We start from the raw sequence: 23,258 nt of genomic DNA on the forward strand, positions 1-23,258 counted from the left end.
TAAGTTTGCTGAATTTGAATATACATTTAATTTTAGTAATCACATTGTTAAATATAATTACTCTAAGCGTAGCTATGATGAAATTGTTTGTGAAGAACTATTTATAGATGATGAATTAATTATTCAGTATAATAAAGAGAGACAGTTTAGGACTATAAATTTAAAAAATGGCAGGGAAATTAACTTTGATAAATTAAGAAACGACCAATCTCTAGTAAAACTTGCTTATGTTTATTCAACAGGAGCAGATAACATTGAGGGAACTAAGGATGACATTTTTAACAGATTTATTAAGTTTGTTGAATCGATGTTATCTTTCGACTCAATATATGGTAATCATTATCAGGGATATACGACAGGTAATGGCGGTATAGCTTCGACAATTATTGAAAAAAATAAAGTAAAAGATTATCAAAAATTTCTGTCTGATTTGGATATTAAATATGACTTATTTGAAAAAGAAATTGATGATACAAAATATATTTTTGTAAAATTTCCTTCTGGGAAAGAGGCTAATTTCTTTAGCATTATGTCAAAGGGAACAGTTGCCTTATCATTATTTTATATGTGGTATATGCAAATGGAAGATGGTATTCATTTTATGTTTATTGATGAATTTGATTCTTATTTTCATCATGATGTGTCCAGAAAATTGATACAAAAACTCAAAGAATCTACCAGTCAAATTATTTTAACAACACATAATACTGCAAATATGTCTAACTCTATTTTAAGACCGGATTGTTATTTTACTATTTCTAATAACAAAATTGCTAACATTGCGGATCGTTCTGGTCGTGAAATTCGTCAAGCACAAAATATTGAAAAAATGTATCGCGCAGGAAGTTTTGATAATGAGTAATATATTATTTATTGTTGAGGGAGCTAAAGATGAACCGAAATATATAGAACAATTTATTCAATATCACAAAGAGGTTATGGAAAAAAATGGAAATCATGTTTCTCCAATTATTGTTCAGAGCTATGGTACATTAATTTATGATTTATATAGAAAAATTTCTAGTTATAAAATGGACGATGAATTTGAAACAATTCCTGTCCTACTAGAACTATTAAAATCTAAGTCTATAGCATATGATGCTGAGTTAGATGATTATGAAAAGTTCTCGGACATTTTTCTTTTTTTTGACCTAGATGCACATTACTATTGTAAGCGTAAAGATCGAAATGAAATTCTTTGTGAGAGTATGAATGATTTATTGTCTTTCTTTAACGAATCAACGGAAAAAGGGAAATTGCTAATCAGTTATCCTATGTTTGAAGCTTTAAAATGTTTTAANGATGATTTTATAAATGAGAGTAATGTAACACTCCATTCGTTTAATATTTATGAGGTTGAGAAAAAAGGTAGCAGTACAACATTCAAGCAAAAATATAAGTGTATATCTTCAGATTGTTATAATAATCCAGATTACTCTAATGAGAAAATTGAAAAATTGGTTCAGTATTTTATATATGGTTCAATGCATTTGGTTGAAAATGAAGCTAATATTACCAATTCTGAGAGTATATTTATAAATCAATTTGAAAAATTTATCAAACCAAATGAACAAGTAGTTATTTTATCTTCTTTCCCACATTTTATAGTTGATATTTTTGGAATAGAAAAATACGTTGACGATATGAAGCGAAAAGTTTACCTAAAAGACATTTCGGAGCATCCTTAGAGCCTTTTAGTTTGTTGTAATTGGCAATCAATCTTTCAGAATATTATTAATAATACATTAATTCGTTGGACCGTGCTAAGTAATTATTTTTGTATCCTTACTTAAGGAAATTGTAAATTAAGGAATATACATAATGATTACTTAAACAGCCACCATATTGACCAATATCTGTATTATTGAAGAGCCTGCGAATAGAGTTGTCCTCCAATACCGTTCACCTGAAAAGAATCACTGGTCCGGCTATGCTTTTCCAGGTGGCCATATTGAAGAAGGTGAGAGTCTGGTTGAGTCTGTCATCCGAGAGATTAAAGAAGAAACCGGCCTAACGATCTCCAATCCCCAGCTAGCAGCTGTGAAAAACTGGCAGTTGGAGAATGGAACTCGCTATATTGTCTTTTGCTACAAAGCGACAGAATTTACAGGCCAGCTAAGATCGTCTGAAGAAGGGGGAGTATCTTGGGTTCCTAAGGACCAATTAGAAAAGTTGGACTTGTCCTATGACATGCTTCCTCTGCTGGAGGTCATGGAAGACCCAGACTTGTCCGAGTACTATTATCGCAAACGGACAGACGATGGTTGGGAAAAATGTCGCTATTAAGGAGTTGGCTTCCACCAGCTCTTTTCTTATTCTTGTAAGAAGTGGAAAAAAGTAGTATGATGAAAGGGTTTAGGAATACCTTATATAGGGGGAAGAAGGCTTAACATGAAAGATTTTCACTTCGATGCAATTGCTGCATTTGAAAATTACGAAATCGAAACCATGAGAGATGGCCATGTCGTTGTGACAACCAAGGTGGTCGAATCGTCTCTCAATTATTATGGAAATGCACACGGAGGCTATCTCTTTACCTTGTGTGACCAGATCAGTGGTTTGGTCGTGATTTCACAGGGAGTGGATGGTGTGACCTTGCAGTCTTCCATCAATTACTTGAAAGCTGGGCGTCTAGGAGATGTCCTGACCATCCACGGGGAATGTGTCCACAGTGGACGGACGACTCGAGTTGTGGATGTCGATATCACCAATCAGGAGGGTGCCAATGTCTGTAAAGCCACCTTTACCATGTTTGTAACGGGAGAAAGAGATGAATCAGCAAAAGTACGCATTTAAAAACTATATTTTTGATTTTTATGGAACCTTGGTCGACATTGAAACAGATGAGTCAAGTCCAGTCTTATGGGATACCATGGCCCAAATCTACCAATCCTATGGAGCTCATTATACAGGGGAAAGCCTGCAAGTCCGCTATAAGGAGTTGGTGCAGCAAGCTGAGGAAAGTATTGCCAAAGAAAAACAAGTGACCTATCCGGAGATTGATTTGACAGTGATCTTTGTTCAACTCTATCTAGAGAGTCATCCAACTGGAGCCAGTGTCCATCATCTCAAAGAGTGGGGCCGCTTGATAGCACGGACCTTTCGTGTCCTCTCTCGCAAACGCTTGGAGCTTTACCCCCACACGAAAGAAGTCTTAGAAGATATGAAAGCTGCAGGGTGTCGGATCTATCTCTTATCTAATGCGCAAGCTGACTTTACCAACCCAGAGATTGATTTGGTTGGCTTGAGAGAAATTTTTCATGATATTTATCTGTCGTCAGATGCAGGGATTCGCAAACCTCAGCAGGAATTCCTCGTGAAAGTGATCAAAGAACACCAGTTGAATCCTGATAAAACGGTCATGGTAGGGAATGACTTCAGTACAGATGTTGCTGTAGCAAAGAGCATTGGTATGCAAAGTATCTTAATCAATACCTTCCCATACTCTGAGGAAGAACTTCGAGATAAGAGACAAGCAGGCGTGCGCGTGATCCATGAGATTCAGGAATTACAAGAAGATTAAAGTTTATCATCGATTTTAGGAGGACAAATTGCCTCCTTTTCTATTGAAAATGCTACAGTTGAGCAGGATTTGTCAAAATTTCCCTTTCATGGTATACTATGGGAGTTAATTTTGCTAAGGAGATTGAAATGAATAACTTACCAAATTGTCCAAAATGTAATTCTGAATATGTCTATGAAGATGGGGCCCTCTTGGTCTGCCCAGAGTGTGCTTATGAATGGAACCCAGCTGAAGTCGTAGAAGAAGAAGGTGTCGTAGCAATTGATGCCAACGGAAACAAATTGGCTGATGGCGATACTGTCACCTTGATCAAAGACTTGAAAGTCAAGGGTGCACCTAAGGATTTGAAACAAGGAACGCGCGTGAAAAATATCCGTATCGTTGAAGGCGACCACAACATCGATTGTAAGATTGATGGCTTTGGCGCAATGAAACTCAAATCAGAATTTGTGAAGAAAATCTAAAAATAAGAAGAAGGGCCTAGCCCTTTTCTTTCAGGGGAATACTATGAAATTCAAACTATTATTTAGCTATCGTTTTCTATTATTTATCTTGAGTGTCATCGGCGTTTATCTGCAACTCACCAAACATGGTGGCTTTGGGATGATGCTCTATTACACCATTTTGTCCAACATGTTGGTCATGTTCTTCATGGGAGACATGGTGTGGCGCATGCTTCGTGGTCATTCGACCCAGACACAGGCTTATCTTCGCTTGAAGGGTGGGGTCACTATGTCGATTATGATCACCTGTGTCATCTATCACTTTATGCTAGCACCCATCGCGACACCTGAGAAGTTTTATCGCTTGGAAAACTTCCTTTGTCACTACATTGTTCCCTTGATGTTCTTCTTTGACACCCTGGTGATTGATAAACCAAAACAGTATCGGAAGTTAGATCCATTGGCTTGGACTGTGCTTCCTGTTCTTTATATGCTGTTCTCTCTTCTCAACGGTTTGGTCCTTAAATGGCCAGTACCTGGCGCGAAAGACAGTCCTTTCCCTTATTTCTTTATCAATGTCAATCGTTTCGGCTGGCTCTATGTCGTTAAGATGGCGTCTATCATTTTTGTCGCTTATTTAGTCGCTGGATTTGGTTTGTTTGCCTTGAAGAAAATTGGAAAAAAGGAACGGACCACCATAGAATAGAAGCTTTGTGATCATAAATCCGAACATTACAAGAAAAAAATAAGTTTTTTCTTGCATCCCTCTATAAACTGTGATATATTATGGATAATTAAATAGTCCTTTAATCCTGTCCCGTGAGGCAGGCAAGGAGTCTGATCAAAATAAGGGGTAGACTGGATGCGTTCTAGATACTATCTCTTAGCATTTTTCTGAAGCCTCCTTGAAAAGGGAGGCTTTTTTCTATCAATTAGGAGGAAAAGATGAAGATCAAAGAAGTCGTTGATGATCTGACCATGAAGCGGGCGATTACTCGCATCACTTATGAAATCATCGAACGGAATAAGGATCTGAGCCAAATTGTTTTGGTAGGGATCAAAACTCGTGGCGTATTCATTGCCAATCGCATCAAAGAACGGTTAGCACAGCTAGAACAAATAGAAGTTCCAGTCTGTGAATTGGATACCAAGCCTTTCCGTGATGATATCAAAGTAACAGAAGATTCAACCGTTTTACCAGTAGATATTACTGGCAAAGATGTCATCCTGATTGATGATGTCCTTTATACAGGTCGGACTATTCGAGCAGCCATCGATAATCTTGTCAGTCGCGGACGCCCATCGCGTGTCAGCCTGGCTGTCCTAGTGGATCGTGGTCATAGAGAATTGCCGATCCGACCAGATTATGTTGGAAAGAACATTCCAACAAGTCGATCAGAGGAAATCATTGTCGAAATGACTGAGCTAGATGGTCAAGATCGCATCTTGATCGAGGTGAGTGAATAAGGTAGTTTTCAAATCGTCGCTATATACAGGAGCGACTGAGGGAGCTTCCTGTATCGTTTTCACATATGCATATCTTTGGAATGGAGTTACAACATGTCTACAAATCAAATCGCACTTAAAAATCTTGTCTCAATGGAAGCTTTATCAAACGAAGAAGTTATGGCTTTGATTAAGCGTGGGATTGAGTTTAAAAATGGAGCAAAAGCTCATTATGACGAGCAACATATCGTGGCTAACCTCTTCTTTGAGTCGTCAACACGTACGCACAAAGCATTTGAAGTGGCTGAGTTGAAATTGGGGTGTGATCTCCTTGACTTTGATGTGAAAACGAGCTCTGTAAACAAGGGTGAAACTCTCTACGATACAATTTTGACCATGTCAGCTCTCGGAGTCGATATCTGTGTTATCCGTCACCCAGAAGTAGACTACTACAAGGAATTGATTGAAAGTCCAACCATTACAGCCTCTATTGTCAACGGGGGCGATGGATCTGGTCAACACCCAAGCCAAAGTTTACTAGACTTGATGACCATCTACCAAGAGTTTGGTCACTTTGACGGTTTGAAGGTTTGTATCGCTGGTGACTTGGATCACTCACGGGTTGCAAAATCCAATATGCAAATCTTAAAACGCTTGGGGGCAACCCTTTACTTCGCTGGTCCAGACGAATGGAGAAGTGAAGAATTTGAAGAGTATGGAACCTTTGTCACCATCGATGAAGTGATTGAAGAGGTTGATGTGATGATGTTCCTCCGTGTTCAACACGAGCGTCATGACTATGAGTCTCTCTTCTCAAAAGAAAACTACCATCGTTTGCATGGGTTGACACAAGAACGCTATGATCGTATGAAAGACACAGCCATCTTGATGCACCCAGCTCCAGTAAACCGTGATGTGGAGATTGCCGACCACTTGGTAGAAGCTCCTAAATCACGCATTGTGGAGCAAATGACCAACGGTGTCTTCGTCCGCATGGCTATCATCGAAGCAGTATTGGCTGGACGTAAATAATAGAGTAAAAAAAGAAAGGAGAAGTGAGAGAGTCTACAAGAAGGTGGTCTTTTCTCACTTTTCTTTTTGGAGTTTGTAAGGAGAATTTATGGTAAAACGTCTCTTAGTATTAGAAGATGGGACGGTTTTTGAAGGAACTGGTTTTGGAGCGGATACCTATGTCAGTGGGGAATTGGTCTTGAATTCTGCCATGACGGGTTACCAGGAGTTGATCACCGACCAGTCCTATAAGGGACAAATTTTAGCTTTTACCTTTCCAGTTATCGGTACAACAGGGATTAACCGAGATGATTATGAATCAATTTTTCCAGGTTGTCTAGCAGTTGTCGTGCACCAATTAGCAAGCCATCCAAGTAATTGGCGCAAACAGCTGTCCCTAGATGCTTACCTGAAGAAACACAACATTCCAGGGATTCAAGGAGTAGATACTCGAAAGCTGGCTAAAATTGTTACCGAACATGGAAGCATGAAGGCTACAGTGGTTAATGAAGGGGATGCGATTGAGCATATTCTAGATCAACTTCGGGCAACCGTCTTGCCTTTTGACCAAGTCCGTCAAGTGTCAACCAAAACCCCTTATGCTGCACCAGGATTTGGTAAGAGTATTGTCTTGATCGACCTGGGCTTACGCCATTCCGTTTTACGTCAATTAATCGCGAGAGGATGTAATGTAACGGTTGTACCCTATTCCATTAAATTAAAAGAATTGAAGGATCTCCAGCCAGATGCGATTATTCTATCCAGTGGTCCAGGGAATCCCCATCATATTGATAGTATTTGCCAGGTTATTGCTAAAATCGATCCTCATATTCCGATCATGGGGATCGGCTTGGGGGCAGAATTGCTGGCCCTTGCCCACGGAGGAAGCCTCACCAAACTAAAAAGTCCTCATCGAGGACTCAACATTCCTGTAAAAGAGGTTGCTACTGGGAAAGTCGAAATCACTAGCCAAAATCATCAGTACAACATTGAACGTGATACTCTTCCACGTGATTTTCTGATCACGCATGAGGAGCTTCATGATCACTCTATTGAGGCCTTTCGTCATCGCTACCTACCTTTAATTGGTGTCCTCTACCATATTGAGTCCAGTCCAGGACCAAGAGAAAGTCTCTATTTCTATGATGAATTTATGGATCTGATTGAAAGTAAATCGGACGAAAGAAGGGAGGAGCTATGGTCATGAATCAAGTAACGCTTTTGTGTGCAGAATCTTTTAATGATGTCAGTTTGCTTGGAGCACTCACTTCTTGTCCCTTATTAAAAGAACGTGGCTTCCAAACTGAAATCCTCTATTGTGGAGATGAGAATGCTATCACCAAAGAAGCAAGGGAAGCTGTTAGAGTCATTCGTTTAAAGTTAGACAGTCTGAAAGATGCTCTTCTAGCGTCGAAAACAAAGAATCTACTGTTATCTTTTGCGGATAAGCAACTTCTTGGGCTTTTATTCAGATTGGAGGAAATCGGATTTCTTAAAGAGCATAAAATTCGTATTTTAGGAACTTCGCTTAGGCAGTACCGAACTTTTTATCATCAGGCAGACCAAAAGTCATTTTTACAGGATCTGGGTTATCAAGTTCCTTCCTCTTCCTTGGTTTCAACAGTCAGAGAGGCCATTGAGTTTTCGGAACAGATCCAATTTCCAATTGTTGTTTGGCCACTTGCCAGCAAGCATGGGCAAGGTCGTCGGATCGCTAATAACTTGGATGATCTATGTGATGCTGTTGAAAATGGGCTAGAAGTGTCGCCACAAGGCCAGTGTTTGTTGGAGTTCTCGACAGTTGGCTTCAAGGAGTTGGAATACATCGTCGTCCGAGATCGCCAGGATAATTATTATCTTGCGGGTAATATTGAAAGTGTCGACCCGGTGGGGATCCACTCCAGTGATTCCTATCAAGTCATCCCTAGTCTGACCTTGACGGATACAGAGCACCAGGCATTGAGAGAGGCAGCTTTGTCTATTGTACGCCATTTGAGATTGGTTGGAGCGACATCTATCAAGTTTGCGCTAGATCCAAAGAGTTACCAATTTTATATTCTTGAGGTCAATCCTTTTGCATCAGATTCTTTCTCGACCATGTCCATGGCTTTGGGTTATTCGATCTACCACCAGGCTCTATGCTTAAAATTAGGCGACCATCTGTTAGATCTTCCTCACCCTACCATGAAGGGTCTGACAGCCCTATTTGAACCCACTCTAGATCGTATTCTCTTTAAACTCCCTGTCTTTCCAATTGAGAAAGTTTCAAGAGTCCTCAATACTCAGATTCATTCAATCGGTGCTCTTTATGGATTTGGAACTAGTCTAGAAGAAGCCTATCAGCAAGCTGTTGAAAATTTTGGTTCGGATCAGTGGCCTAAGAATATTCTGAAGGATGTTTCGGACGATGAATTGATTCAACGGATTGCCAAACGGATGCCCTATCGTTTCTCATCAATCTTAGAGGCTTTCCATAGAGGCTTCGAAATGGAAGAAGTAAGTGACCTGAGTCGAATGGATCCTTTCTATCTCCAGTTTTTGTATAATATCTACTTGTACGAGAGACAAGAACAGCCCCAAACAAATCATTCTTTAAAGTTTCACCCTTTGGATTTGACAGCCGGATTTGGTCATGTTGGAGAAGGAGTGACCTTCTTTAGTTCTATTTTTGGAGACGACGAGGCATCAGATTGGAGTGACTGGACATTGTTGGTTGATCGAGGATCTCTAGACGAACCTAGAAGGATTCTACAAATCATTGAACGTTTGAGAATAGAGAAGGGAGTTGGAAGAAAAGTAGCCCTTCTTAGTAATCTACCTTTCGTTGGCCAAGTGGCTCATGCCTGCTTGCGAATCCCTCTTTCAGTTTATGAAACTTACCAAGATCAGATTAATAGACGGTTTGGTAAGGTAGAGCAGATGAATGAATAGAATGAAAAATGCTTCGGTTACCGTAACCGAAGCATTTTTTGAACCAATATACTGAATTAAGAATGGCTAACAATACCGATAATGGTATCAACTGCACGCTCCATGGTTTGAAGGCTGACGTATTCAAAGCGACCATGCATATTTTCGCCACCAGCGAAGAGGTTTGGTGTTGGAATTCCCATGAAGGAAATCTTAGAGCCATCTGTCCCACCACGGATTGGTTCGATAATAGGTGTGAGGCCCAAATCTTCCATAACTTCCTTAGCCAAGTTGACAGGTGTCATATCTTTCTCGATCACTTGTTTCATGTTGTAGTACTGGTCTTTAAGGGTCAAAAGGACTCTTTCTGCACCAAGCTCTTGGTTCATCTTACTTGCAATCTCTTCCATCTTTGCCTTACGAGCTTCGAAATTCTCTGTCTCGAAGTCACGGATGATGTAGCTTGCGTGAGCCTCTTCAACAGTACCATCCACATTCATCAAGTGGTAGAAGCCTTGGTAGCCATCCGTTTTTTCAGGGCGGTCTTCTTCAGGCAGTTGATTATGGAAGTCAATGGCTAACTGAAGAGCATTGACCATTTGGTTCTTAGCAGTTCCTGGGTGAACATTACGGCCTTTGAAGGTGATTTCAGCGCCTGCAGCAGAGAAGGTTTCGTATTGCAATTCACCAAGAGGCCCACCGTCTACAGTATAAGCGAAATCAACATTAAAGTCTTCAGCATCAAATTTGTCCGCTCCAACCCCGATTTCTTCATCCGGTCCAAATCCAACGCGGATTTCACAATGTTTGATTTCAGGGTGTGCAGTTAAGTATTCAATGGCTGTCATAATTTCAGCAATTCCCGATTTGTCATCAGCACCAAGGAGGGTTGTACCGTCTGTAGTGATCAAGGTTTGCCCCTTATAGTTGTGGAGGTTAGCAAAGTCAGTAGGATCTAGCGAATAACCAGAATCACCAAGAGCAATAGTGCCACCATCATAGTTTTCAATGACTTGAGGACTGATGTTTTCCGCATTGAAATCAGCAGTATCCATGTGTGAGATAAAGCCAATTTTTCGTGTGAGACTTGGATCATTTGCTGGAAGAGTTCCAATAGCAAAACCGTTTGGAAGATAATAAACATTTTGCAGTCCAACTCGTTCCATTTCAGGGAGTAGCACATTCTTTGCAAACTCTACTTGAGAAGGTGTACTAGGAGTTGTTGTTGAAGTCTCATCAGAGCGAGTATTGACTTTGACATAGGTTAAAAATCGTTCTAGTAATGTAGGGTATTTCATCTGTTTTTCCTTTTCTAGTTCTGTGCTTGTAAAACATAACGCATGATAGCAGTAGCGACACCGTCTTCTTTGTTAGAAGTTGTAGTAACATCAGCCAAGGCTTTGATAGCGTCTGGAGCATTTCCCATAGCAACTCCAAGACCTGCGTACTCAATCATTTCAATATCGTTGTTCTCATCTCCGATAGCCATAACCTCTTGTCTTGGAATTCCCAAGTATTCAGCCAAAGCCTTTAAGCCGGTCGCTTTATTTACCCCCTTGGGAAGGATCTCAAATAGGATCGGTTGGGAGCGAATGGTGTGGAAGCGCTGGGCTAATGCTTCTTCATAGGTCTCTTGAAAGGCATCAATCTGTTCTTTCTGATCGATAAACATCCCTTGGAAAATTGGTTGTGCCTCAAGGACTTCTCGCAATCCCAATGATACAGGGACAGCAGAAACGATACTAGCGTCCATTTTGGCTATTTCTGAAGGATCCCGATTCAAAATGATATAGCGATTTAAATCGAATAAACTTAATTGAGGATGAATTTCCTGAGTCAATTGATCGAGATAAACCAAATCTTTTTCAGATAAGGCATCATAGGTAATGACGGACCAATCTGAAGATTTGACAGTGGTACAACCGTTATTAATCACAGAGTAGGAGTGGTTACTCTTGAAGCCAATCTCTTCAAAGATTGGACGAACACCAGATAGGGGACGTCCCGTACAAATGACGACGTGTACACCAGCAGATTCAGCGTCCAAAAGAGCCTGCCGATTAGCAGGGCTAATGGTTTTATCCGGAGATAAAAGAGTCCCGTCTAAATCGATAGCAATCAATCGGATCATAATTCATCCTCCTTAGCAGGTAGAAAGCTAGCAATGACTTTTCCAATCACTCTTGGTTCCTCCTCTAAGGGGATGACCTTGTCACTATACTTTTTATTTAACGAAACAAGACGGATTCCTTGGGCTTCACGGAAGACACGCTTGATCAAGGTTTGCCCATCGTACTCAATGGCATAGATGGCACCAGCAGTATCGTAGAAAGTTTGCTTGATTAGGGCAACAGATCCTTTTGGATATTTTGGCTCTAGCGAGTCAGTATGAATCCAAAGTGCTAAATCATAGGCTAGTTTTTGATCAAACCAAACTAAATCTCCCTTAGAAGCACTTTGACTCGCAGCATAACTGTCAAAGACTGTATAGGGTGTATACTTCTTCTCAATACGCTTGCGCTCCGCTTGTAAAACCAATAAGCGATTGGCTTCCTCTAAGAGAGAGTCTTGAAAATCCTCATCTAGTTGCTTATAGATAAACTCAATCTTAGAATCCTCCAAGGTATCTGGTTGACCATAACGTGGGTCTAAATCAGAAATAGGAATTTCAAAGAAGCTAGCAATCTTTTCTAAGTTCTCACTAACTGGGAGAGAAGTTCCTTTAACATAGCCCGTCAAGGTACTAGCTGGAATACCAGTTGTACGAGATAAATCGACCTGTTTCTTATTTTGAACCTTTAATAGTTCTCTTATTTTTTCGGAAATAATGCGCAAAGCCTCTTTATCCTGTGGGCTTGCTTTTCCACGTCCTCTTGCCAAGAGCTTCACCTCCTTTTACATTACAATTCATTATAGCGAATTAAATCGAAAAAGTAAACAAAAACCTTATCTAAATAAAGATTTTATCCTTTTACGATATAAAACGTATAAAACTGTAAAATTTTATTATATTATCCTTGATTTTTTTAGGTCTAAGGTCTAAAATAGATATAAAATGACTTCATGGAGGTTGAAGTATGATTCGTACCGTTCAAGTCAAAGATGCAGGTCAAATTCGAGATTTGTGCCATCAAGCATTAGAGTATGATTCGACCCTTGAGAAAGTAGCTGCTCAGATCGATAAATTTAATCAGCCAGACTCTGGTCACTTTTGCTTTGTATACGAAGATGACCAAACAGGTAATATTCTTGGTTATGTCGAAGCTGAAGCCTATGAGAGTATATATAGCGATCCTGGTTTAAATGTTTTAGGACTTGCTGTTTTCCCTTCTGCTCAAGGATGTGGGATTGGTCGGCAGTTGATGGAGCGAATTGAAGCTCTTGCTCAAACTCATAACTATGCCTTTATTCGTTTGAGTTCTGCCTCTCATCGAAAAGAAGCCCATGTCTTTTACGAACGAATAGGCTATGAGGGAAATAGGACGCAGAAGCGATTTTTGAAATTAATGAATTAAGATAGGCAAAGGCCTATCTTTTTTGTTATAATGAAGAGTACGATTAATTTTACTAGGAAGATGATTATGCCAAATATAGAAGAATTAAAGAAACGACAAGAGAAAATTCGGAACTTCTCGATTATCGCCCACATTGACCACGGAAAGTCAACCTTGGCGGACCGAATCTTAGAGAAAACCGAGACCGTTTCTAGTCGAGAAATGCAAGCTCAGCTCCTAGATAGCATGGATCTAGAACGGGAACGTGGGATTACCATCAAGCTCAATGCCATCGAGTTGAACTATACGGCTAAAGATGGGGAGACATATATCTTCCACTTGATTGACACACCAGGACACGTGGACTTTACCTATGAGGTTTCTCGTTCGCTCGCAGCCTGTGAAGGGGCGATTTTAGTAGTCGATGCTGCTCAAGGGATTGAGGCGCAGACCCTAGCCAATGTTTATCTGGCACTGGACAATGATTTGGAGATCCTGCCAGTCATTAACAAAATTGACTTACCAGCTGCAGATCCAGAACGTGTGCGGACAGAAGTGGAAGATGTGATCGGCTTGGATGCCAGTGAGGCAGTCCTAGCTTCTGCCAAGGCTGGTATTGGGATTGAAGAGATTTTGGAACAAATCGTCGAGAAAGTTCCAGCACCTACTGGGGACGTTGCCGCTCCATTGCAAGCCTTGATCTTTGACTCGGTATACGACCCATACAGGGGAGTCATTCTTCAAGTCCGTGTGGTCAATGGCCTAGTGAAGCCAGGCGACACCATCCAGTTGATGAGTAATGGTAAGACCTTTGATGTGACTGAGGTTGGGATTTTTACTCCTAAAGCAGTGGGTCGTGACTTCCTTGCGACTGGAGATGTTGGTTATATTGCAGCCTCTATTAAGACGGTTGCGGATACTCGTGTCGGGGATACTGTGACCTTGGCTACTAATCCAGCAACTGAGCCTCTTCATGGATATAAGCAAATGAACCCAATGGTCTTTGCTGGTCTTTACCCGATCGAATCCAACAAATACAATGATCTTCGGGAAGCACTGGAAAAGTTGCAACTCAATGACGCCAGTCTTCAATTTGAACCTGAGACTTCTCAAGCCCTTGGTTTTGGTTTCCGTTGTGGTTTCTTGGGTCTCCTTCACATGGATGTTATCCAAGAACGTTTGGAGCGCGAGTTCAACATTGACTTGATCATGACGGCACCGTCAGTTATCTACAAGGTCAATTTGACAGATGGAGAAGTGCTGGATGTGTCCAACCCATCTGAGTTTCCAGATCCAACCAAGATCGCATCGATTGAAGAACCATATGTTAAAGCACAAATCATGGTACCACAAGAGTTTGTCGGAGCTGTGATGGAATTAGCCCAACGCAAACGTGGGGACTTTGTAACCATGGACTACATCGATGAAAATCGGGTCAATGTCATCTATCAAATCCCACTAGCGGAAATTGTTTTTGATTTCTTTGATAAATTGAAATCCTCTACTCGTGGTTATGCAAGCTTTGACTATGAGTTGTCTGAATACCGTCCATCTAAATTGGTTAAAATGGATATCCTTCTCAATGGCGATACTGTCGATGCCCTCAGCTTTATCGTTCACAAGGACTTTGCCTATGAACGTGGTAAGCTGATTGTTGAGAAACTCAAGAAGATTATTCCTCGTCAACAGTTTGAAGTGCCCATACAAGCAGCTATCGGTCATAAGATCGTAGCCCGTACAGATATCAAGGCCCTTCGTAAGAACGTATTGGCCAAGTGTTATGGTGGGGACGTCTCACGGAAACGCAAGCTTCTTGAAAAACAAAAAGCTGGTAAGAAACGGATGAAAGCTATCGGTTCGGTAGAAGTACCGCAGGAAGCCTTCTTGTCTGTCTTATCAATGGATGAGGAATAAGCTTTTCTCTTAAATCATAGAACAAATTGAACGTCCCGATAGGGGCGTTTTTCTATCGGGTTAGACAAATAGCGCTTTCAAATCTGAGTAGAACATGTTAAACTAGAGGTATCAAAATCCATCACAAAGGAGAGAAAAGATGAAAAATAAGTTCCTACTAGCGACCGTTTCGGTCTTGTCAGCTCTTGCTCTTGTGGCTTGTAGCACTCCTAAAAAAGAGTCTAGAAAACCGTTGTCATCTGAATCTAGTTCCACTGAGGTGGTAAAAAAGAGCAAAAAATCCTCTAGTAAAAAGACCTCTAGCAAGGTGGAGTCAAAATCATCGGATGATACCAAGAGTACTGTCGAAACCAAACGGGTTGGTTCGGCTGATTATGGCTATATCGATATCCCGAGCAAGTGGATTAAATTTACAGACATAGACGGTGGAGATAGCATTCAATTTACGGATGGTAGTGCCTATAATATCGTAACCATGAACGGGTATACCAAAGAGAAAGCGAATGTCGGTGAAGGAGAAGTCTTCAACGCAGAGTTGATTGCGAACCGTATTGCTTACTATTGGAAGGACAATAAAGAAGTAGACAAAATGTGGGGAGCTAAAACCACTGTCTCAGGTAATGAAGCTTTGCAGCTGAATATTATCCTTAAATCTGGGCAGTACCTCATTACTTGGGTCTTCCAAAAGGATGATAAGGTATACTTGATGTCTTTTGAAGGGGATAAAACCACTTTGGCTCAATTCATTCCTTACATTGAGGAAACTTGGAGTTTGGATGGAACAGGAGCTGTTACAGATTAGTCAATTGGAGGCTGAGACAAAAGACCTAGCCTCTCAATTGTCTTTGGATTGTTGAGCAAGACGCAGTGATTGAGTGGGCTCTACTACGCTGATTTCATCAGCTTTTACAGCCCTACTCAACTGTGCGGAGGTGGGACGACGAAATCGAATTCTAACGAATTACCGATTTCTGTCCCACTCTCTTTTTTACTCTCTCTGTGGTATAATGCTCTTATCTATTTAGTAATAAGAAAGTAGTTTATGACTCAAGAAATTGACCTTGAAAAATACCATCAATTAGCACTTCAAAAGCAAAAGGAGCACCGCAAGGTATTGGCGGATCTGAAAAAGAAACCACCTAAGAACCTAGATAAAATAGCGCAAGAGATTCACGATGAAGTCTTTCAAGAAATTGATTGTACCGCTTGTGCCAATTGCTGTAAGACCCTAGGGCCAGATTTTAAGGAAGCGGATATCACCCGCATCGCTAAGTATTTCAAAATGAAACTTCCTGCTTTTGAGGCTGAATTTCTTCAAGTTGATGAAGATGGAGATAAGGTTTTTAAGTCCATGCCTTGCCCCTTCCTGGGTGGCGATAATCTTTGTTCGATCTACGATGTTCGGCCTAAAGCTTGTCGAGAGTTTCCTCATACGGACCGTAAGAAGATCTACCAGATCAATCATCTGACCATCAAGAATACCTTGACATGCCCAGCAGCTTATTTATTTGTAGAAAAATTGAAGGACCGTTTGTAAGCATGTATACATTTTTATTATTTGACCTAGACCACACCTTGTTGGATTTTGACACAGCGGAGGAAGTGGCTTTAACGCAATTTCTTAAGGACCAGGGAGTTCAAGATATTCAAGCCTTTAAGGATTATTACAAACCTATGAACCAAGGGCTTTGGAAAGATTTGGAACAAAAGAAAATTAGCAAGAAAAACTTGATTAACAGCCGGTTCGCGATTGCCTTTGCTCATTTTGGAAGAGAGGTAGATGGTGAAGAGATGGCTTTGCGTTACCAGGATTATATTAGCCAACAGGGACAGAGCTTCCCAGGAGCAGAAGACTTACTGGCAGAGTTGGTAGAAAGGGGCTATCAGCTTTATGGAGCTACCAACGGAGTTACTGCTATTCAGCAAGGGCGCTTGAAGCAGTCAGCTATTACCCCTTATTTCAAAGAAATCTTTATCTCTGAACAATTAGGAACTCAAAAACCGGAAGTGGCCTTTTACGAAAAGATCGGTAACTTGATCCCAGGCTTTACCAAGGAGCAAGCTCTTATGATCGGGGATTCTTTGACAGCGGATATCGCTGGGGGCAATGCTGCGGGGATTGATACCGTCTGGTATAATCCGGATCACAAAGAAAATACCAGTCCAGCAGTACCGACCTATGTCGTTGCTGACTATCAAGCCTTACTGGATATCCTTAAGTAAAAATGTATTTCAAACTAGCTGTTAAGCTAGTTTTTTGGTATCATGGTGGAATGAATAAATTTAAATCAATAAGGGTTACCATCAAAAGATGGCTTCGCTATCTGCTTCTTGCATTCGCCACAGTGGTCGCTCTCTTAATTTGTTTTCTATTTTATTTTACTAATCAAGAAGAAAAAGAAATCCAAGAGCAAATTTCTGGCTTTTATCAGGAAGCGGGATTTAAAGGAGACCTAAGTTTTAAAGCAGCTCAACTCCATGGGATGTCGACTAAATATGCCTATAGCTATCAAGAAAGGGTTGAGGGAAAAACGGTTCAGTTTGACTTTCCCTATGCTACTCATCTATCCAAAGAAGAAGGTGGGAAAAACTATGACACGGCAGAAGAGCTAGCTTACCATTCCAAAAGCTGGCTTGTTGCACCATTTTTCGAAAGAGCCTTCGCTGAATCTCAAGGTTTTCAAAAACTGACTCAGGAAATAAAAGAAGAGTTTCGTAAACAGGGCTTAGAGGTAAGCAAGGTTAGTCTTCAGTTCCCAATCGATAATCTCGATTTCGAAAATCAATTGGCAACAGACTTACTAGCTGCTGAAAAAGCTGGAGAAACAGAACTTCGAGGGATTCTGACCTTGGATTATGCTAACTACCGCCAAATAAAGGGCTTTTCCTTTACCATCACAGTGACATCTCTCCCTAAAGAATTTGAAGGGAAGCGCTTGGATGTAAGCGGACTTCCTTCTGGAAACTATGTGATTGAATCTAATTCCCCAAAGGATGAATCTTATAGCTTTGAGATCGAATAAAAAAATTTTTAATAGTGTCAAGTTTTTTTCTTGACAGGTCTTTAAAATGTGTTATAATAGATCATGTGCTAAATAGCTTGTCTATTTCACCGAAAATTAAAATATAGAAAAGAGAATTATAAAAATGGCAGTTAAAATTCGTTTGACTCGTATGGGTTCTAAGAAAAAACCTTACTACCGTATCAACGTAGCAGATTCACGTTCACCACGTGATGGACGTTTCATCGAAACAGTTGGAACTTACAATCCACTTGTTGAAGAAAACCAAGTAACTTTGAAAGAAGACCGCGTTCTTGCATGGTTGGCTGATGGAGCTCAACCTTCAGATACAGTTCGCAACATCCTTTCAAAAGAAGGTGTCTTGAAGAAATTCCACGATTCTAAATTCTCAAAATAATCAAAAAGTAGGTTGATGTATGGATACGATTGAAAATCTTATTATTGCAATTGTGAAACCTTTGATTTCACAACCGGATGCCTTAACCATCAAGATCGAAGATACTCCTGAATTCTTGGAGTACCACCTTGACCTTGATCCTAGCGATGTTGGTCGAGTGATCGGTCGGAAAGGTCGCACCATTTCTGCGATAAGAACGATTGTCTACTCTGTCCCAACTGAAGATAAAAAAGTAAGAATCGTTATTGACGAAAAATAAAAGGCGGGACATTGTCCCGTTTTTTTGTTGCAAGGAGAAGAAATGAAAGAAGTCACTATTGGGCAACTACAAGCCTATTTAAAAGAACATTACTACAATACCCGGACAGAAGAAGGTCTGTTTATCAAGCTCGTCGAAGAGGTTGGGGAAGTAGCCGAGGTCTTAAATGGACGTTCTGGACGAAAAGAAGGAGTTCAGGACTCAAATGAGGAATTAGGCAAAGAACTAGCTGATATCATTCACTATACGGTTGCCATAGCGGCTATCAATGACATTGACCTCACTAAAACCATCTTTGAAAAGGATAAAACAGCAGCTGTCAAATACCAGCACGAGAAGGATTTGGAGCAGTTTCTTGCAGAAAAGTCCATTTGAGAAAATCCTTTGAACGTGATAAAATAAAACGTAAGGTTGTTAAGTGAATTGTTGTTTAGAAAGAGTTGTTTTGATATGAACCGATTTGAAGTAACTACAAAGATTGGTTGTTTCTCTGTTACTTATAAAAAGAGAAATAAAGTTCTAGTTTGTTTAAATGGTGCTGGTTTGATACCGAGTTATGAAAATTTTCTACCAATACTTGAAAAACTTCCTTCCTCAATAGGTTACCTTACGATTGATTTTCCGAATACAGGTAGGAGTCCGATTCATAGTCAAACAGGAATTAATTTGGATAATCTTGTTGAAGCGGTATACGAAATTCTGAAAGGATTGGAAATTTCTGATTATATACTATGTGTTCATAGTTTAGGTGGTGTTTTGGCTTTAAAGTTGATGAGTAAACCAATTAAGTGTCAAGCATTGATAGCAATTGAACCAACAACAAAAAATATAATGTTTGCTGATTTTTCAAAAAATCCTTATCCAGAAATGGAAGAGCAAATCAGGATGATTGAAGAATGTGGTCAGGAAAAATATTTTAAGGGACTAACTCAAGCAACATTTGAACCTGAAACTGATAGACTGATTTGGGGATTGATGGAAGAAAAAGGCTTAGAATTGGAAAAGCAAGTTCCTGGATTTCAGATATCTGTAAATATTACTGCTGAAGATTTTGATAGTTTGTCCTTAGCAGATAATATTCCTGTTTTCGTATTTTGTCAGGCGTACAGAGAAAAAGAGTACAGAGATTCAGAATATTGGAATTCTAATACAAAACTCATTCTAGGTGGAAACCACCACTATCTACACTGGTCAGAATCGGAAAAAATTGCAACTCTTATTAGAGAACTTTAGAGATAAATTAATCAAAAGAGGAATGTAAAGAATAAAATGAATTATTTTAATGTTGGGAAAATCGTCAATACGCAGGGTTTGCAGGGTGAGATGCGGGTCTTGTCTGTGACAGACTTTGCGGAAGAGCGCTTTAAAAAAGGAGCAGAGTTGGCTCTCTTTGATGAGAAGGATCAGTTTGTCCAAACGGTGACTATTGCCAGTCACCGCAAGCACAAGAACTTCGATATCATCAAGTTTAAGGATATGTACCATATCAATGCCATCGAAAAGTTCAAGGGTTTTAGCCTCAAGGTTGCCGAAGAAGACTTGACCGATTTGGACGAGGGCGAGTTTTATTACCACGAGATCATCGGCCTTGATGTTTATGAAAATGACCAACTCATCGGTCAAATTAAGGAGATCCTTCAACCGGGTGCCAATGATGTCTGGGTGGTGAAGCGCAAAGGTAAACGAGACCTTCTCTTGCCTTATATCCCGCCAGTTGTCCTCAATATTGATATCCCAGGAAACCGAGTGGATGTAGATATCTTGGAAGGGTTAGACGATGAAGATTGATATTTTAACCCTCTTTCCAGAGATGTTTTCACCCCTGGAGCACTCCATCGTCGGAAAGGCGCGTGAAAAGGGACTCCTTGAGATCAACTACCATAATTTTCGTGAAAATGCAGAGAAGGCGCGGCATGTGGATGATGAACCCTATGGTGGCGGGCAAGGCATGCTCTTGCGAGCTCAGCCGATTTTCGATGCCTTTGATGCCATTGAGAAAAAGAATCCGCGCGTGATTTTACTAGATCCAGCCGGGCGGACTTTTGATCAACGTTATGCAGAAGAGTTAGCTCAAGAAGAAGAATTGATCTTTATCTGTGGCCACTATGAAGGCTACGATGAGCGGATTAAGTCCCTGGTGACAGATGAGATTTCTCTTGGAGACTATGTCTTGACCGGTGGCGAGCTTGCTGCCATGACCATGATTGATGCGACCGTACGCTTGATTCCAGAAGTGATCGGAAAAGAGTCCAGCCACCAGGATGATAGTTTCTCGTCCGGCCTTCTAGAATACCCTCAATACACACGCCCCTATGAATATCGAGGGATGACAGTTCCGGATGTCCTCATGAGTGGCCATCATGAAAATATCCGTCAATGGCGTCTCTATCAGAGTTTGAAAAAGACACTAGAGCGACGGCCAGACCTGCTTGAAAAGTATGACTTAACTCCAGAAGAAGAGAAGATCTTGGAGCAAATTAAACAAGAAGAATAGCAGCATTTGCTGTTTTTCTTTTGCCCTAAAATTAATAGAAAAAATCTTCCTCATCCTACTAGTTATTGGTAACAAAATGTGGTATCCTTATGGAGAGATAACAGATATGAAAAAGTGTTGGTGGTGTTTGCAATGGGCAAAAAAATAGGAAAATCAGTCTTTACAACGGGTGTCGCAGCGACAACCCTCTTTTCAGGTTTGTCCGGTCATAAGGCACAGGCTGAAGAGATTGTCCAGAACGATGCTACTGATCAGCAATCGACGGATGTGACTGAAATGGATTCAAGTTTTATGGATAAAAATATCTTACATGACCAATTGCAAAAAGCTGAAAAAAGGGTCGAAGACCAACGGTTACGTCTGAACCAGGCTCAATCTGAATACAATGTCGCCAAATCTGGTCTGGAAGCTGCTGAAGCAAACCTAGAGACAACTGAAACGATGATTGAAGAATCCAATCAAACATCCCTTGGCAAAACTGAAAATGAAATTGCGGTTGCTGAGGCAGTTGTTACTCTAGAACAAGAAAAGGTACGCCAAGCAAGTGAGTCTGATAGCCAAGTTCGTTCTGCCATAAAGAGTCAAGAGAATAAAATTGCTGCCCAGCAGTTACTTGTTGATATCGCAGGAAATGAATTAAGAAAAGCCAAACAACCCATCCAGAACGATGAGACAGTATTAGCACAGGCACAGTTAAAAGAGGAGCAGGCGCAAAACGAATTAAAAATAGCTCAAGCCTTAGTGCTTAATCTGACAGACACTCATGCCAAAGCTCCCCAGGTTTTAAAGCAAGTTTCCAGTGAAATTGAAGGAGTACAGAAGGAAGTTGAAAAATTAACTTATCAAATCTCCCAAAAATTAGTAGAGTTAGAAAAAGTCCGTGAAGCGGCCATGGCTAGTCCAATCAATCTTCAACAGACAAGCTATGAGACTTTGTTAGAGGAGTGGGCCAAGGCTGGTGACCAAGGCGCTGTTGAAGCTATGTCGCTTTATCATCGTGGGCGTGTAGAGGACCAGCTGACAGGTGGAAAGGCCACTAGATTAGATAACGTCCTAAAAGCGTTAGAAATTGTAGATACCATTAATCAGTACCGTCGCCAGGCAGGTTTAGGTGAGCTCTTAGTCGCTCCTTATCAATTACCGGTTAGTCAACTTCAAACGCACTATCATCAAAACCATGGACAAGCCCTGTCCAACTGGCAAGAGAATGAATTGATTGCTTGGGGCTATCGGCCTAGGGAGGCTGTTGCCTTCTGGTATAGTGAAAAGGAACTGTATCATCAAATTGCTCATCAATACGTTTTACCAATAGATGAAAGTCAACTAGATCCTAGCCAAATCTCTAAGAAAGTGGGAGCGGAGTTATTTGCTAAGATTGGACACTATGTCCAAATGATGGGGAATCAATATAAGGCCATTTCAGTTGCCTATGATCCAGATTTAGAGGTATCTCAAGTAGCTTTCTTTGAAGAGTCATCCCCCCTTTATAGCAGTGGAGAACTGACTAAGTGGGTGAGAAACGTTGCCAATGCAAGGACGACAAAAGCAGATGTAAAGACTGTCAAAAATGCTTTAGAGAGTCTAAAAGTTGAAAGAACAAATCAAGAATCCCGCATCAATATCCTTTCTGGTCATTTATTCGATGTCAAGACTTCTCTTGCAAGTCATGAGCAACTACTAGCGCGTGCTCAAAGCAAGCTAGCTTTAGCAATGAAGAAATGGCAGGCTGCGTCGACAGAAGCCAAGGAAGCAGCAAGTTCACTGGCAGTTTCACGAGCTCGTATTCAAGGAGCGATTATCCCAAAAGAAAAGGCTTTGGAAATTGCCACTTTAGCATTAGAAGAAGATAAAAAGCAATTAGAAGTTTTTCGAAGTGCAGCGAGAGACACTGCATCTAAGCTTGAAAGTGCACATGCACAACTTCAACTTGCAAAAAATCAATTAGCACAAGCCAAAGGGCGTCTAAAGATGTTCACCGATTCGTCTGAATTGCTAGTAGATGCGCAAGCCTTGCTTGCCTCTGCTAAAACTGAAGTCGAGGAGAAAAAAGTACAATTTGAGGCAGAGTTTGAAACCTTTATGACTTATCAAAAAGAAGCTAGTGATTTTAGAAATCGGATAGAGAAGATTCAGTCAAGTGAAGATGAAGAAAAATCTGCAGTAGCAGGAGAGGAAGAAGGAACTTATCCGGCTCAACTTTCTCCACATGATTCTAGTCAAACAGAGAATTCGTTACAAGCTGAAGATGACTTTCAAGAAACTGCAGGAAGAGAAGAAGCAAAGAGTAAAAAGGGATTATCTAAATGGTTCCGAGGACTTGGGTTTAAATGAAATAAGCAGGTTC

26 protein-coding genes are annotated in these 23,258 nt (G+C 40.6%); 23 read left to right on the top strand and 3 right to left on the bottom strand.

The features are described 5' to 3' along the window. The 10 genes from D8785_RS09345 to D8785_RS09395 form a co-directional block, all read left to right on the top strand. On the top strand, window positions 1-862 hold an 862-nt coding region (locus D8785_RS09345; protein WP_142999350.1), incomplete at its 5' end, for an AAA family ATPase. Window positions 863-1,845: 983 nt separating this feature from the next. After that, window positions 1,846-2,286, top strand: coding sequence for an 8-oxo-dGTP diphosphatase (locus tag D8785_RS09355; protein ID WP_398575140.1), 441 nt, complete (start codon window positions 1,846-1,848; stop codon window positions 2,284-2,286). Window positions 2,287-2,391: 105 nt separating this feature from the next. Beyond that, a complete protein-coding gene (locus D8785_RS09360; RefSeq protein WP_006596274.1) occupies window positions 2,392-2,796 on the top strand; it encodes a PaaI family thioesterase in 405 nt (134 codons plus the stop codon). Continuing rightward, window positions 2,771-3,523, top strand: a complete 753-nt coding sequence (locus tag D8785_RS09365) for an HAD family hydrolase (protein WP_125375220.1) — start codon at window positions 2,771-2,773, stop codon at window positions 3,521-3,523. The genes D8785_RS09360 and D8785_RS09365 overlap by 26 nt, the downstream gene beginning before the upstream one ends. A gap of 128 nt (window positions 3,524-3,651) precedes the next feature. Then, a complete protein-coding gene (locus D8785_RS09370) occupies window positions 3,652-3,987 on the top strand; it encodes a zinc ribbon domain-containing protein YjdM (protein ID WP_009731127.1) in 336 nt (111 codons plus the stop codon). Between the two features lie 43 nt (window positions 3,988-4,030). Beyond that, entirely contained in the window at window positions 4,031-4,672 is a 642-nt protein-coding gene (locus D8785_RS09375; RefSeq protein WP_125375221.1) for a Pr6Pr family membrane protein, read from the top strand. Window positions 4,673-4,911: 239 nt separating this feature from the next. Beyond that, a complete protein-coding gene (gene pyrR / locus D8785_RS09380; RefSeq protein WP_006596278.1) occupies window positions 4,912-5,433 on the top strand; it encodes a bifunctional pyr operon transcriptional regulator/uracil phosphoribosyltransferase PyrR in 522 nt (173 codons plus the stop codon). 93 nt (window positions 5,434-5,526) lie between these two features. Then, window positions 5,527-6,444: an aspartate carbamoyltransferase catalytic subunit gene (locus D8785_RS09385; protein WP_023023366.1), complete on the top strand. Its 918-nt coding sequence runs from the start codon at window positions 5,527-5,529 to the stop codon at window positions 6,442-6,444. Window positions 6,445-6,532: 88 nt separating this feature from the next. Next, on the top strand, window positions 6,533-7,630 hold the full coding sequence (locus tag D8785_RS09390; protein ID WP_125375222.1) for a carbamoyl phosphate synthase small subunit: 1,098 nt from the start codon (window positions 6,533-6,535) through the stop codon (window positions 7,628-7,630). Continuing rightward, window positions 7,627-9,354 carry an ATP-binding protein gene (locus D8785_RS09395; RefSeq protein WP_260469883.1) on the top strand — a complete coding sequence of 576 codons (1,728 nt, stop codon included), beginning with the start codon at window positions 7,627-7,629 and terminating at the stop codon, window positions 9,352-9,354. The genes D8785_RS09390 and D8785_RS09395 overlap by 4 nt, the downstream gene beginning before the upstream one ends. 56 nt (window positions 9,355-9,410) lie before the next feature. On the opposite strand, the gene pepT is transcribed toward D8785_RS09395, so the two are convergent. Genes pepT through D8785_RS09410 form a run of 3 tightly spaced genes read right to left on the bottom strand, consistent with a single transcriptional unit; the run spans window position 9,411 to window position 12,213 of the window. Then, window positions 9,411-10,631, bottom strand: a complete 1,221-nt coding sequence (gene pepT / locus D8785_RS09400; protein ID WP_125375224.1) for a peptidase T — start codon at window positions 10,629-10,631, stop codon at window positions 9,411-9,413. A gap of 14 nt (window positions 10,632-10,645) precedes the next feature. Beyond that, a complete protein-coding gene (locus D8785_RS09405) occupies window positions 10,646-11,464 on the bottom strand; it encodes a Cof-type HAD-IIB family hydrolase (protein WP_125375225.1) in 819 nt (272 codons plus the stop codon). Next, window positions 11,461-12,213, bottom strand: a complete 753-nt coding sequence (locus D8785_RS09410; RefSeq protein WP_023023357.1) for a LexA family transcriptional regulator — start codon at window positions 12,211-12,213, stop codon at window positions 11,461-11,463. The genes D8785_RS09405 and D8785_RS09410 overlap by 4 nt, the downstream gene beginning before the upstream one ends. 197 nt (window positions 12,214-12,410) lie before the next feature. Here D8785_RS09410 and D8785_RS09415 point away from each other — a divergent pair, with 197 nt between their 5' ends. The 13 genes from D8785_RS09415 (at window position 12,411) to D8785_RS09480 (ending at window position 23,245) form a co-directional block, all read left to right on the top strand. Further along, window positions 12,411-12,848, top strand: a complete 438-nt coding sequence (locus D8785_RS09415; RefSeq protein WP_125375226.1) for a GNAT family N-acetyltransferase — start codon at window positions 12,411-12,413, stop codon at window positions 12,846-12,848. Window positions 12,849-12,914: 66 nt separating this feature from the next. Next, window positions 12,915-14,741 carry a translation elongation factor 4 gene (gene lepA / locus D8785_RS09420; protein ID WP_125375227.1) on the top strand — a complete coding sequence of 609 codons (1,827 nt, stop codon included), beginning with the start codon at window positions 12,915-12,917 and terminating at the stop codon, window positions 14,739-14,741. Window positions 14,742-14,880: 139 nt separating this feature from the next. Next, entirely contained in the window at window positions 14,881-15,543 is a 663-nt protein-coding gene (locus D8785_RS09425) for a hypothetical protein (protein WP_125375228.1), read from the top strand. A gap of 240 nt (window positions 15,544-15,783) precedes the next feature. Further along, a complete protein-coding gene (locus D8785_RS09435) occupies window positions 15,784-16,278 on the top strand; it encodes a YkgJ family cysteine cluster protein (RefSeq protein WP_117744303.1) in 495 nt (164 codons plus the stop codon). Window positions 16,279-16,280: 2 nt separating this feature from the next. After that, window positions 16,281-16,964, top strand: coding sequence for a pyrimidine 5'-nucleotidase PynA (gene pynA, locus D8785_RS09440; protein ID WP_125375229.1), 684 nt, complete (start codon window positions 16,281-16,283; stop codon window positions 16,962-16,964). A gap of 50 nt (window positions 16,965-17,014) precedes the next feature. Beyond that, complete coding sequence (locus D8785_RS09445) at window positions 17,015-17,764, top strand: hypothetical protein (RefSeq protein WP_125375230.1); 750 nt, start codon at window positions 17,015-17,017, stop codon at window positions 17,762-17,764. Window positions 17,765-17,888: 124 nt separating this feature from the next. Next, window positions 17,889-18,161 carry a 30S ribosomal protein S16 gene (gene rpsP, locus D8785_RS09450; protein WP_006596292.1) on the top strand — a complete coding sequence of 91 codons (273 nt, stop codon included), beginning with the start codon at window positions 17,889-17,891 and terminating at the stop codon, window positions 18,159-18,161. Window positions 18,162-18,180: 19 nt separating this feature from the next. Further along, window positions 18,181-18,420, top strand: coding sequence for an RNA-binding protein KphA (gene kphA / locus D8785_RS09455; protein ID WP_003001620.1), 240 nt, complete (start codon window positions 18,181-18,183; stop codon window positions 18,418-18,420). 42 nt (window positions 18,421-18,462) lie between these two features. Beyond that, a complete protein-coding gene (locus D8785_RS09460; protein WP_125375231.1) occupies window positions 18,463-18,795 on the top strand; it encodes a MazG nucleotide pyrophosphohydrolase domain-containing protein in 333 nt (110 codons plus the stop codon). Between the two features lie 75 nt (window positions 18,796-18,870). Further along, window positions 18,871-19,653, top strand: a complete 783-nt coding sequence (locus tag D8785_RS09465; RefSeq protein ID WP_120701898.1) for an alpha/beta fold hydrolase — start codon at window positions 18,871-18,873, stop codon at window positions 19,651-19,653. A gap of 36 nt (window positions 19,654-19,689) precedes the next feature. Then, the gene (gene rimM / locus D8785_RS09470; protein WP_023023341.1) at window positions 19,690-20,208 is read left to right on the top strand and encodes a ribosome maturation factor RimM; all 519 of its coding nucleotides are present in this window, start codon (window positions 19,690-19,692) and stop codon (window positions 20,206-20,208) included. Then, window positions 20,198-20,914: a tRNA (guanosine(37)-N1)-methyltransferase TrmD gene (gene trmD / locus D8785_RS09475; RefSeq protein ID WP_125375232.1), complete on the top strand. Its 717-nt coding sequence runs from the start codon at window positions 20,198-20,200 to the stop codon at window positions 20,912-20,914. The genes rimM and trmD overlap by 11 nt, the downstream gene beginning before the upstream one ends. Before the next feature lie 132 nt (window positions 20,915-21,046). Continuing rightward, window positions 21,047-23,245 (top strand): CAP domain-containing protein, encoded by a 2,199-nt coding sequence (locus tag D8785_RS09480; RefSeq protein ID WP_125375233.1) that lies wholly within the window; start codon window positions 21,047-21,049, stop codon window positions 23,243-23,245. Window positions 23,246-23,258: the final 13 nt, after the last annotated feature.

This window comes from Streptococcus australis (assembly GCF_003943615.1).
Taxonomy (GTDB): Bacteria; Bacillota; Bacilli; order Lactobacillales; family Streptococcaceae; genus Streptococcus; species Streptococcus australis_C.

Coding starts and splice junctions, on each gene's coding strand:
- D8785_RS09360 (WP_006596274.1), top strand. CDS start 2,392: ATGAAAGATTTTCACTTCGATGCAATTGCTGCATTTGAAAATTACGAA.
- D8785_RS09365 (WP_125375220.1), top strand. CDS start 2,771: ATGAATCAGCAAAAGTACGCATTTAAAAACTATATTTTTGATTTTTAT.
- D8785_RS09370 (WP_009731127.1), top strand. CDS start 3,652: ATGAATAACTTACCAAATTGTCCAAAATGTAATTCTGAATATGTCTAT.
- D8785_RS09375 (WP_125375221.1), top strand. CDS start 4,031: ATGAAATTCAAACTATTATTTAGCTATCGTTTTCTATTATTTATCTTG.
- pyrR (WP_006596278.1), top strand. CDS start 4,912: ATGAAGATCAAAGAAGTCGTTGATGATCTGACCATGAAGCGGGCGATT.
- D8785_RS09385 (WP_023023366.1), top strand. CDS start 5,527: ATGTCTACAAATCAAATCGCACTTAAAAATCTTGTCTCAATGGAAGCT.
- D8785_RS09390 (WP_125375222.1), top strand. CDS start 6,533: ATGGTAAAACGTCTCTTAGTATTAGAAGATGGGACGGTTTTTGAAGGA.
- D8785_RS09395 (WP_260469883.1), top strand. CDS start 7,627: ATGAATCAAGTAACGCTTTTGTGTGCAGAATCTTTTAATGATGTCAGT.
- pepT (WP_125375224.1), bottom strand. CDS start 10,631: ATGAAATACCCTACATTACTAGAACGATTTTTAACCTATGTCAAAGTC.
- D8785_RS09405 (WP_125375225.1), bottom strand. CDS start 11,464: ATGATCCGATTGATTGCTATCGATTTAGACGGGACTCTTTTATCTCCG.
- D8785_RS09415 (WP_125375226.1), top strand. CDS start 12,411: ATGATTCGTACCGTTCAAGTCAAAGATGCAGGTCAAATTCGAGATTTG.
- lepA (WP_125375227.1), top strand. CDS start 12,915: ATGCCAAATATAGAAGAATTAAAGAAACGACAAGAGAAAATTCGGAAC.
- D8785_RS09425 (WP_125375228.1), top strand. CDS start 14,881: ATGAAAAATAAGTTCCTACTAGCGACCGTTTCGGTCTTGTCAGCTCTT.
- D8785_RS09435 (WP_117744303.1), top strand. CDS start 15,784: ATGACTCAAGAAATTGACCTTGAAAAATACCATCAATTAGCACTTCAA.
- pynA (WP_125375229.1), top strand. CDS start 16,281: ATGTATACATTTTTATTATTTGACCTAGACCACACCTTGTTGGATTTT.
- D8785_RS09445 (WP_125375230.1), top strand. CDS start 17,015: ATGAATAAATTTAAATCAATAAGGGTTACCATCAAAAGATGGCTTCGC.
- rpsP (WP_006596292.1), top strand. CDS start 17,889: ATGGCAGTTAAAATTCGTTTGACTCGTATGGGTTCTAAGAAAAAACCT.
- kphA (WP_003001620.1), top strand. CDS start 18,181: ATGGATACGATTGAAAATCTTATTATTGCAATTGTGAAACCTTTGATT.
- D8785_RS09460 (WP_125375231.1), top strand. CDS start 18,463: ATGAAAGAAGTCACTATTGGGCAACTACAAGCCTATTTAAAAGAACAT.
- D8785_RS09465 (WP_120701898.1), top strand. CDS start 18,871: ATGAACCGATTTGAAGTAACTACAAAGATTGGTTGTTTCTCTGTTACT.
- rimM (WP_023023341.1), top strand. CDS start 19,690: ATGAATTATTTTAATGTTGGGAAAATCGTCAATACGCAGGGTTTGCAG.
- trmD (WP_125375232.1), top strand. CDS start 20,198: ATGAAGATTGATATTTTAACCCTCTTTCCAGAGATGTTTTCACCCCTG.
- D8785_RS09480 (WP_125375233.1), top strand. CDS start 21,047: ATGGGCAAAAAAATAGGAAAATCAGTCTTTACAACGGGTGTCGCAGCG.